Source organism: Novacetimonas cocois (assembly GCF_003311635.1).
Lineage (GTDB): Bacteria > Pseudomonadota > Alphaproteobacteria > Acetobacterales > Acetobacteraceae > Novacetimonas > Novacetimonas cocois.
Genome location: NZ_QEXL01000029.1, coordinates 1 through 9265, shown reverse-complemented (window position 1 = coordinate 9265; position 9265 = coordinate 1). Strand labels below are relative to the sequence as shown.

Below are 9265 nucleotides of genomic sequence, written 5' to 3'. Positions count from 1 at the left end.
TGTGAATCACAATGCCCCACTCAGTTCAATAAATTAATAGGTCCTGAACCTAGGTATTTCATCTCTCTCTCCATTCCAAGTAAAAATTAATATGTGGCTGATGAGGATGTTCTTGAAGCTAAGTAGCGTTCATGTCAGTGTTGACTGTATGTCCACACCGTCATTGTCTCCGGGCCTTCTTCAGCTTTTGTGGTTCGTGCGCATCGTTGAAGCAGGCTCATTTGCAGAGGCTGCTCGCCGTGCGGGAGTCACAACATCAGCCATGTCAAAGGCCCTGACCCGGTTTGAACAAAAGCATGGTGTTCGTCTGCTACACCGCACGACGCATGCCCTCTCGTTGACGGATGAGGGTGACCGTCTGCTTGGCCAGGGTCGTCATTTGCTGGACAGTCTGGAACAGATTGAAACGTCACTCGCTGAATTGGGAAACCAGAGTGCCATCGGGCGTGTCCGGATCACCGCTCCAACAGCCTTTGCGCGCACCTGTATAATGCCCGAACTTCCTGCGTTCCTGCATGCGCATCCGGAAATCAATATCGAGATCCAACTCGGGGACGAAATGGCGGACCTCGCCACACGTGGCATCGATCTTGCTATCCGCTCCGGTAGTCTCGTCGGTCTGCCCGGCCATATCTCTCGCAAGCTATACTCATTCCCCTGGATAGCATGTGCCACCCCCGAATATCTTCGGCTTCATGGCGTGCCAGAAACACCGGAGGATCTGGCAGGACACAGGCAGATCGGCTTCAGGAACAAGGGGACAGGCCAAATCGACAACTGGCGCTTCATGTCACCGGTGGACGGAAAGGCCATACGTCATGTTCCCCGGCCAAAGCATGTCTTCGACGATGGTGAGGCCGCCTGGAGCATCGTTCGGGCCGGGTTCGGCATCGGATGGGCACCTGCGTGGCTGGGTCTTGATGATCTTCGCAGTGGCCATGTCGTCGAGATATTAAAAGACTGGCGGATCGCTGAGGCGCCTCTTTCTGCCGTACGTCTGGAGAAACGCCATACGCCTGCGCGCACGCAAATCGTTATGGACTTTCTTGCCGCCCTGCCTTCGACATGGCAGATTTAAAAGTGAGGGCGACTGCCGCCTATCTGCCAAGTGTCGTCAAACAAACGGACGACCTCGGGCGCGGGATTTTCGCTTCGGGCCTATACCGGTTCCCCAAGATGTTCCCGCATCCATTGAGTTTCCTCGCTGGGGCTGCGGCGGAAATGCCGCCTGAAGTCCCGGCTGAACTGGGCGGGGCTGGCATAGCCGACTTCGGCTGCAATCGCAGCAATCGATCCCTTACGCCGCGCGATCATCAGCCTGGCTTCGTGCAGCCGTAGGGCCTTGATGTACTGGATCGGGGTATTCCCGGTAAGGGACTTGAAGCCAGCGTAATAGGAAGGAACGCTCATACCGACCGTTGCAGCAAGCTCCGGTACCGACAATCCTTCATTGTAGCGTTCGCGGATGAGCGACAGGCTTTGCACTATCCTGCCTGTCGCGCCGTTGCGACGCAGCGCCACCATCAGCGAGCCACCCTGAGGACCGATCAGGACGCGATAATGAAGCTCGCGCAGTAATCCCGGTCCAAGAATGGCGAGTTCCTGCGGATGATGGAGAGCATGAAGCAGACGCTGGAGCACGTCAGCAATGGAAGGCACCATCCGGCTTGAAACCAGACTTCTTGCCTTCTCCCTCTCGTCATGACCGAGTGGCCCTTCCAGTATGGTCACGATTTCAGCAGCAAGATGTAGGTCAAAATCGAAGTAGATGGCAAGCAGAGGCTGACCAGGGCTAGCCTGCGAAGCCATGCGAAAAGGCACTGGGACTGAAACGGCAAGATAATGGTCTGCGTCATAGCGGTAGACCTCGCCATTGAGGAAGCCCTGCTTGGAGCCTTGCAATACGAAGACCGCACCGGGGCGATAAAGGACCGGCACATCTTCAAGGATGGTCTCGGAACGCAGGATGCGGATACAAGGCAAGGGCGTGGCGTTGTAGCCATGTCGCGGTGCAAGCCTGGCTGCCAGCGCGAGGAGCGGAGAGGATGCGGGGTGAGGATTCATAGGATCGAGCAAGAATATCAGAGGAACTGCAATAGCGAACGCATCGGTATGATATTATTGATCAAGGCTTGAATGCAATCAAGCAGAGCAGTGCCATGCCAGAGCAGACTTTTTTCATCACTGGTGCCAACTCGGGGTTGGGGTTTGCCATCGCCCGAGCCGCCCTTGATGCGGGCCACAGGGTAATCGGGGCAGTCCGGTCAGAAACCGCAAGGGCCTCGTTACTGGAACGACTACCGCATGCCCGCGTGGTCCTTTGTGACGTGACCGCGTTCGACCGTATTCCCGCCGTCGTCGCACAGGCAGAAGAAGACCACGGCCCGGTCGATGTGCTCATCAACAATGCTGGCTACGGGCATGAAGGCGTTCTGGAGGAATCCCCTCTCAAGGAAATGCGCCACCAGTTCGACGTCAATGTCTTTGGTGCGGTTGCGGTCGCCAAAGCCTTCCTGCCACGTTTTCGCGAACGGCGCAGAGGGTTCATCGTGAACGTGACATCAATGGGCGGCCTGATCACAATGCCCGGCATAGCGTATTACTGTGGCAGCAAGTTTGCCCTGCAGGGGATTTCGGAAGTCATGCGCGCGGAAATGGCGCCCTTCGGTGTTCATGTTACGGCGCTGTGCCCCGGATCATTCCGCACGGACTGGGCCGGGCGTTCGATGGTCAGGACCAGGCGCTCGATTGCGGACTACGACACTCTGTTCGATCCGATCCGGGCTGCTCGACACGAAAAGGACGGCAGGCAGTTGGGCGACCCGGCGAAACTTGCCGCCGCAGTGCTTCAGCTTGTTGCATCGGACGCGCCCCCACCGCAACTACTTCTGGGCAGTGATGCCCTGCGTCTGGTGCGTGAACGTATCTCTCGCCTGGAAAAAGAAATTGCGGATTGGGAGGACTTGACCCGATCGACGGACGGCTGACGTTTTCACACGCCACTGTTCGCTGATGGTGGTCCAAGCCTGACCACGCTCTGCGCCATGTTACTGGGATGGCGGCTGTCACAGGCTGCCACCCTGCCCTCCGCCGAAACGCTCACCCTTCGGGCCGCGAGCCTGCGATCAGAACATCAACGAGACGTTTTGCACGCGGCTCCCAGCCGGGACCTGTCGCGTAGTTCGAGACGCCACCGAGGGCGCACAGCAGGTCTACCGGCTCGATGTCAGGCCGGATGTCACCGCTTTGCGTGGCACGGGTAACAAGCCCGCCAATCGCGGCGGTGAGAACGGTGCGGGAATCCGCATAGATCGCATCCGTCCCGCCAATAAGGCTGTTCAGCGCGGGGGCGATCACCTGCTTGGTCGCGATGTAATCCACAAACAGGTTCAGCCAGGCGCGCAGCGCTTCAACGGGCGCATGCGTCTCCGCCAGACGGCTGGCTGCCGCGGCGAGCCTGTTCAGTTCATCACGATAGACCGCCTCGATCAGGGCGTCGCGATTGGCGAAATGGCGATACAGCGTGCCAATCCCCACACCGGTCCGCCGCGCAATTTCATCCAGGGGAATATCGATTTCGCCTGATCCAAAGGCAGTCCTGGCCGTTTCCAGCAGGCGTTCGCGATTTTTGCGTCCATCGCTGCGCGGCCTGCGCTGGCGCGTCTGGTCCTCTTCCACGTCTTTCCCTCTTGTTAAACGGATGAATGCTCCGTATATAAATAAGCGGAGCATGCTTCCACATAACTCCCCGGGTGCCCATTCCGCAAGGAATGGCGTTCCCTTCATGCTGGAGGCCTATCATGGCACAGACTATGACACAGCAGTTTGGCGCGACATCCACAACCGAGGATGTCCTGCACAATGTTTCCCTTGCCGGAAAGCGCGTCCTTGTAACCGGCGTTTCAGCCGGACTGGGCGTTGAGACGGCGCGTGCGCTGGCAGCCCACGGGGCCACGGTTGTGGGGGCCGTACGCAACCTTGCAAAGGCGGAACACGCAACCGCACAGGTACGGCGTGATGCGGAAAAAGGCGGCGGATCGCTTGAACTGCTTGAACTTGACCTTGCCGATCTCGCCAGCGTTCGTGCCGCCACGGACCGCCTGAATGCGGCAGGCAAACCGTTCGATCTGGTCATTGCCAATGCAGGCGTGATGGCCACCCCTTTCGGGCATACGAAAGACGGGTTCGAAACCCAGTTCGGCACCAATCATCTGGGGCATTTCGTGCTGGTCAACCGGATTGCCGGCCTGCTGCGGGCAGGCTCCCGCCTGGTCAATCTTTCCTCCGCCGGGCATCGCTTTTCGGATGTCGATCTTGCCGATCCGAACTTCGCACATATGCCGTACGACCCCTGGGTTGCTTACGGCCGCTCAAAGACCGCCAATATCCTGTTCGCGGTTGCGTTCGATGCCCGGCACAAGGCGCAGGGCATACGGGCCACTGCCGTGCACCCCGGCGCGATCATGACGGAACTCGTGCGTTATCTGCCAGAGGGCGCACTGGAAGCAATGGAAGCGCAGATCAACGCGCAGGCTGCTGCCGCAGGCAAGCCACCATTCGAGTTCAAGACAGTTCCGCAGGGCGCTGCGACCTCTGTATGGGCTGGCGTCGTTGCAGCCGCCGATGCGGTAGGCGGCCATTATTGCGAGGACTGCCACGTCGCACCGGTCATTCCCAATGACGCGCCAAAAGGGCTGCTTGATGAGGGTGTCCGTGCCTATGCTGTCGACCCGGCACATGCCGAAGCATTATGGGCAAAAAGCGAGGAAATGGTCGGAGAACGGTTCGCGGCATAATTTCCGTCCGCATTCCAGCCTGATCTGAAAAGAAATCTGAAAAGAAACCTGCTGTCTGCCAGATCAGGCCCTCCCCTATGAATGAACTGACCATTTCCTGCCTGTCGATCCGCTTTACATGCTTGGGAAATCGGTAGGTTGCGTTTCCTTTGTCATTCTTCAGGCTGCTTTCTTTCCACCTACAGGAAGACACCGGTATCGACTTCATCAAGCAACAGTTTTGCTTCAGTGCTGTCCGCCCTTTGTCCGGGCGTCAGGGAAAGGGGGCATCTGCAGCCGACCCCGGGAACATCAACCTGTACAGGGCGGAGGGGCGCTGCGCTTGATGGTCAGTTGAACAAGCATCCGGATGAATGAGTAATCAATTGAAAGGACAGGCATATGCCTAAAATCTGGTTTGTAACCGGCAGTTCACGCGGTCTTGGCCGCGACATTGTCGAGGCCGCCCTTTCGGCCGGTGATAGCGTCGTTGCAACGGCGCGCAAGCCCGCTGACCTCGATGCGCTGGTCGCTCAATATGGCGAGCGCATATTGCCCCTTCCCCTTGATGTTACCGACGCCAAAGCAGCCCAGGCTGCTGTCCTGCAGGCAAAAGAGCACTTTGGTCGCATTGATGTCGTGGTCAATAACGCAGGCTACGCCAATACTGCTTCGATCGAAGACATAACGATCGAGGACTTTACCCAGCAGGTCCAAACGAACTTCTTTGGTGTCGTCTATGTCAGCAAGGCTGTTCTTCCCATCCTGCGCGAACAGGGGCACGGCCATATCTTCCAGATAGCTTCTGTCGGCGCGCGTATCACGGTTCCCGGTCTGGGTGCCTATCAGGCCGCCAAATTCGCGGTGCGTGGCTTCTCTCTGGTTCTGGCGCAGGAAATGGCACCGCTCGGCGTCAAGGTCACAACGATCGAACCGGGCGGGATCAGAACTGACTGGGCTGGTTCTTCCATGAAAATCCCGCCAGTCAGTGCACCCTATGAACAGACAGTCGGGGCCTTTGCAAAGAGGATACGTGAGGGTTCAGGCCATCAGAGTTCGGACCCCGCCAAGATCGCCAGCCTGATTGTCGGTCTGGCAAACCGGGAGGACACGCCGATGGAACTGCTTGTTGGTGTCGATGCGGTTGAATATGTGAAACGGTCTGACGAAGCAGTGACGGAGAATGACCGTAAATGGCACGACCTTTCGATCACGACCAAGGCGGACTGATGTATGATGTCTCTCCGGTTAGCAAAAGCTAACGGACGGATAAGTTAGGCCTCAGGAACGTCGGTGCCGGTTTCGATCGCATGATGAGGCGGGTCGGGACCGGCCTTTTCAAAGTCCGGGTCACTGATCGGCAGTTTTGCCCGGGCAAAGCTTCAGCCTGTCAATCAGCCACCGACCCGCGCGCCCCGGCGGCTCGGCCGTGGGATAAACGACCGTCATGGGCATATCCACTCCCCCTTGGGAGATGCTGTCGATACGGAGTTCGACCAGCCGGCCGCTTTCGATATCGGCCTGCACTGTGTGCGACGGCATCCCGCCCCAGCCCAGGCCACCAAGAAGAAAATGATGCTTGGCGTAGAGATCCGCGAGCCGCCACGTCAGTGGGGACATGATGCCGCGTTCCTTGCCAGCAGATAGATTTGTGCGGTCGGTCAGCACAAGCTGGACGTGGCGGGCCAGTTCTTCCTTGGGAATGATACCATCAATCCGCGCCAGAGGATGGTCATGGGCTGCCACGATCAGGAAACGGATGTCCCCCAGCGCCTCGCTGGACATGGAAGCGGGAACATCGGGCAAAGGACCGGCAATGCCAATGCTGGCCCGCCCATCGAGAAGCGGCTGAAACACGCCGCCAAGGGCTTCGACATATAGCCGCAGGGGTGTATGCGGAAATGTCTCGCGGAATTTCGCAGCCACGGCTGTAATGCGGTCCATCGGGAAGAACACGTCCACCACAACCGACAGTTCGGGTTCCAGTCCCGACGACATGCCCTTCGCCCGCGCCTTCATGAAGTCCACATTCGCGACCACGCCGCGCGCATCGGCCAGAAGCACCCGACCGGCGGCAGTCAGTTGCGGGTAACGACCCGCCCGGTCGAAGAGCACGATCCCCATCTGTGCCTCAAGTGTTGCGATCATTTCACTGACCGCTGATTGCGACCGGTGCAGCAGCCGGGCCGCCGCTGAGAAGCTGCCTTCATCGCTGGCGGCAATGAAGGTGCGCAGTTGATCCAGTGATACGCCGTCCAGCATTGGGCTTCCCCGATCCATCGTTTCATCCGGTATTATATATCGGAATATAGCGACTTTATAGATGGATGAATCCATGGGACATGCTGGATCATGTTCAGGGCAATCAGAAATCTATTCTCGGGGCGTAACAGAAAAGCCCTGTCCAATTCCTCTGCGGAGATGACCACAATGAAGATCCTGCATATCGATTCCAGTATTCTCGGCGACCATTCTGTCAGCCGCCAGCTTTCGGCAGAAACTGTGGCGCAGCAGAAAGCCGCACACCCCGACGCCACCGTCACCTATCGGGATCTTGCTGCAAGTCCCATCCCCTATCTGACCGGCGAGCATATGGCGGCATTCCAGGGGGCGCTGGTAACGGACGCCGCACTCGCCGATGATCTGGAGACCGGCAACGGGTATATCGATGACCTTCTGGCCGCTGACATCATCGTCATTGGCGCACCGATGTACAATTTATCTATTCCCGCCCAGCTCAAATCCTGGATCGATCGCGTGGTCGTCGCGGGCAGGACGTTCCAGTATGGCGCGGCCGGCCCCGAAGGTCTGCTTCCAAAGGGCAAGAAGGCGTTCATCATTTCGACGCGTGGCGGGGTCTATACCGGGGACAGCCCGGCCGCCGCTCTGGATTATCAAGAGAAGTATCTCGGCACCGTCCTCGCATTCATCGGCTTGACGGATGTCACCTGGATACGCGCTGAAGGACTGGCGCTGGGGCAGGACACAAAAGACGCCGCCATTGTGCAGGCCCAGGGCAAAATTGCCGGTCTTCCAGTCTGAATACCTTTTTATTTCACAGGAATACGCTCCATGATCAAACGTCATTTTGCCACGTCCGACCTTATGGCGGCCGTCGTATTCAGCACGGTTTCACAGGCTTCCGCCCAGCAGGTTGCCAGCCCCGATCCGTCGGCGGTGAAGGCTGGCACCTATAAGGTCGAGCCCTATCATACGCAGGTCGGCTTTACCCTTTCGCATATGGGCTTCAGCAATTTCTCCGGTTTTTTCACGGGCGCATCCGGTTCGCTTACGATTGATCCTGCCCATCTTTCGGCCACCAGCCTTGATGTCACCATTCCGGTGCAGTCAGTCGATACCACAGTACCGAAGCTGGATGCCGAGCTGAAAAGCGCGCAGTGGTTTGATGTAGATAAGTTTCCCAACGCGACGTTCAGATCAACCCGGGTTGTCCGGACCGGTGCGAATACCGCGAACATCACCGGCAACCTGACCCTGCACGGCGTGACAAAGCCGGTCACGCTCAAGACCCGTCTGGTCGGCAGCGGGACCAATCCGCTCGACAAGATGTTCACCGTGGGCTTTGAAGCGACCGGCACGATTGCCCGCAGTCAGTTTGGCGTCAAACAGTACGTGCCGCTCGTGGGTGACGACGTGACGCTGACGATCGCCGGCGCGTTCGAGCTTCAGCAGTAAACCGATGGCAGCGCCATGGTCTGTCGAGCGATATACGCGTCTGGCAATCATCCTTCACTGGATCATGGCGCCTGATATCAAGTTCCTTGTTCGGTATCCCGGCTGTTCTGTACGGAGCGGTACCATGGTTAGCCGGAGCCAGTTGCTACCGTAACCCTGATCCTAGATGACTTCTTCCGTTCCTTCCGGCGGGTCCGCCAGCAGGGCATTGGCCCCTTTGAAGTCATTGCCCTACCCGGCTACTATATGAAGGCAGACCGGACGGCCCAGACCATTACACACGGCATGCAGCTTTGAATTCAGACCGCCCTTTGTGCATCCGATATGGCGGGGAAAGCCTCTTTTTGAACAGGAACACTGCCGTCCTGTGCGCCTTGAGGTGTATCGCATCGATCATCAGACGCTTTGAACGACCAGCCTGCTCTGTCAGGACTGCGAAAATCCGGTCAGAGATATCCAGGCGGCTCCAACGGATAGAACGGTTGCATAAATTCTTGCGCCGACCATACGCTTTCGGAGTATCCGTCCACTGAAGCCCGTTGCGGATCACATAGACGATCCCACTCAGAACCCGTCTGTCTTCGACACGCGGAACACCGTGTGCCCGAGGAAAATAGAGATTGATTTGCTCCTTCTGACGCTTGGACAGCAAAAACATATCACTCACAGGCTTACCTCCTGTCGGCAAGTCCGTGAACCACAATAGTCTTCTCAATTAAGTGAATTAATAGATCATGATCTTAGGGCGTCGACTCATAAACCCCGACACCAGATTCTCGCCGCGACGAGCTTTA

The 9265-nt window shown here is 57.8% G+C and carries 10 protein-coding genes; 6 read left to right on the top strand and 4 right to left on the bottom strand.

The genetic code is table 11. The annotated features are described in order from the left end of the window. The first annotated feature begins 91 nt into the window (after positions 1-91). On the top strand, positions 92-1078 hold the full coding sequence (locus NJLHNGOC_RS14830) for a LysR family transcriptional regulator (protein ID WP_338045561.1): 987 nt from the start codon (positions 92-94) through the stop codon (positions 1076-1078). Between the two features lie 80 nt (positions 1079-1158). Here the strand turns inward: NJLHNGOC_RS14830 and NJLHNGOC_RS14825 are convergent, their stop codons facing one another. Then, positions 1159-2064: an AraC family transcriptional regulator gene (locus NJLHNGOC_RS14825; RefSeq protein ID WP_113597043.1), complete on the bottom strand. Its 906-nt coding sequence runs from the start codon at positions 2062-2064 to the stop codon at positions 1159-1161. Between the two features lie 68 nt (positions 2065-2132). Between NJLHNGOC_RS14825 and NJLHNGOC_RS14820 the strand changes: the two genes are divergently transcribed. Then, the gene (locus NJLHNGOC_RS14820) at positions 2133-2987 is read left to right on the top strand and encodes an oxidoreductase (RefSeq protein ID WP_239021565.1); all 855 of its coding nucleotides are present in this window, start codon (positions 2133-2135) and stop codon (positions 2985-2987) included. A 112-nt stretch (positions 2988-3099) separates the two neighbouring features. Here the strand turns inward: NJLHNGOC_RS14820 and NJLHNGOC_RS14815 are convergent, their stop codons facing one another. Next, on the bottom strand, positions 3100-3678 hold the full coding sequence (locus NJLHNGOC_RS14815; RefSeq protein ID WP_239021564.1) for a TetR/AcrR family transcriptional regulator: 579 nt from the start codon (positions 3676-3678) through the stop codon (positions 3100-3102). Between the two features lie 134 nt (positions 3679-3812). On the opposite strand from NJLHNGOC_RS14815, the gene NJLHNGOC_RS14810 reads away from it, so the two are divergent. Next, the gene (locus NJLHNGOC_RS14810; protein ID WP_113597040.1) at positions 3813-4796 is read left to right on the top strand and encodes an SDR family NAD(P)-dependent oxidoreductase; all 984 of its coding nucleotides are present in this window, start codon (positions 3813-3815) and stop codon (positions 4794-4796) included. A 381-nt stretch (positions 4797-5177) separates the two neighbouring features. Continuing rightward, positions 5178-6005, top strand: coding sequence for an SDR family NAD(P)-dependent oxidoreductase (locus NJLHNGOC_RS14805; RefSeq protein ID WP_113597039.1), 828 nt, complete (start codon positions 5178-5180; stop codon positions 6003-6005). 120 nt (positions 6006-6125) lie between these two features. On the opposite strand, the gene NJLHNGOC_RS14800 is transcribed toward NJLHNGOC_RS14805, so the two are convergent. Further along, positions 6126-7037, bottom strand: a complete 912-nt coding sequence (locus tag NJLHNGOC_RS14800; protein WP_113597038.1) for a LysR family transcriptional regulator — start codon at positions 7035-7037, stop codon at positions 6126-6128. Positions 7038-7205: 168 nt separating this feature from the next. Between NJLHNGOC_RS14800 and NJLHNGOC_RS14795 the strand changes: the two genes are divergently transcribed. Beyond that, positions 7206-7817: an FMN-dependent NADH-azoreductase gene (locus NJLHNGOC_RS14795; RefSeq protein ID WP_206059813.1), complete on the top strand. Its 612-nt coding sequence runs from the start codon at positions 7206-7208 to the stop codon at positions 7815-7817. 30 nt (positions 7818-7847) lie between these two features. Next, positions 7848-8471 carry a YceI family protein gene (locus NJLHNGOC_RS14790; RefSeq protein WP_113597036.1) on the top strand — a complete coding sequence of 208 codons (624 nt, stop codon included), beginning with the start codon at positions 7848-7850 and terminating at the stop codon, positions 8469-8471. Positions 8472-8745: 274 nt separating this feature from the next. Here NJLHNGOC_RS14790 and NJLHNGOC_RS14785 read toward each other — a convergent pair whose 3' ends face one another. Further along, entirely contained in the window at positions 8746-9129 is a 384-nt protein-coding gene (locus tag NJLHNGOC_RS14785) for a transposase (RefSeq protein WP_113597035.1), read from the bottom strand. Between the last annotated feature and the right edge of the window lie 136 nt (positions 9130-9265).

Excerpts from the sequence above, each read along its gene's own strand:
- NJLHNGOC_RS14825 (WP_113597043.1), bottom strand. The coding sequence starts at position 2,064 with ATGAATCCTCACCCCGCATCCTCTCCGCTCCTCGCGCTGGCAGCCAGG.
- NJLHNGOC_RS14810 (WP_113597040.1), top strand. The coding sequence starts at position 3,813 with ATGACACAGCAGTTTGGCGCGACATCCACAACCGAGGATGTCCTGCAC.
- NJLHNGOC_RS14790 (WP_113597036.1), top strand. The coding sequence starts at position 7,848 with ATGATCAAACGTCATTTTGCCACGTCCGACCTTATGGCGGCCGTCGTA.
- NJLHNGOC_RS14805 (WP_113597039.1), top strand. The coding sequence starts at position 5,178 with ATGCCTAAAATCTGGTTTGTAACCGGCAGTTCACGCGGTCTTGGCCGC.
- NJLHNGOC_RS14800 (WP_113597038.1), bottom strand. The coding sequence starts at position 7,037 with ATGCTGGACGGCGTATCACTGGATCAACTGCGCACCTTCATTGCCGCC.
- NJLHNGOC_RS14830 (WP_338045561.1), top strand. The coding sequence starts at position 92 with ATGTGGCTGATGAGGATGTTCTTGAAGCTAAGTAGCGTTCATGTCAGT.
- NJLHNGOC_RS14785 (WP_113597035.1), bottom strand. The coding sequence starts at position 9,129 with ATGTTTTTGCTGTCCAAGCGTCAGAAGGAGCAAATCAATCTCTATTTT.
- NJLHNGOC_RS14795 (WP_206059813.1), top strand. The coding sequence starts at position 7,206 with ATGAAGATCCTGCATATCGATTCCAGTATTCTCGGCGACCATTCTGTC.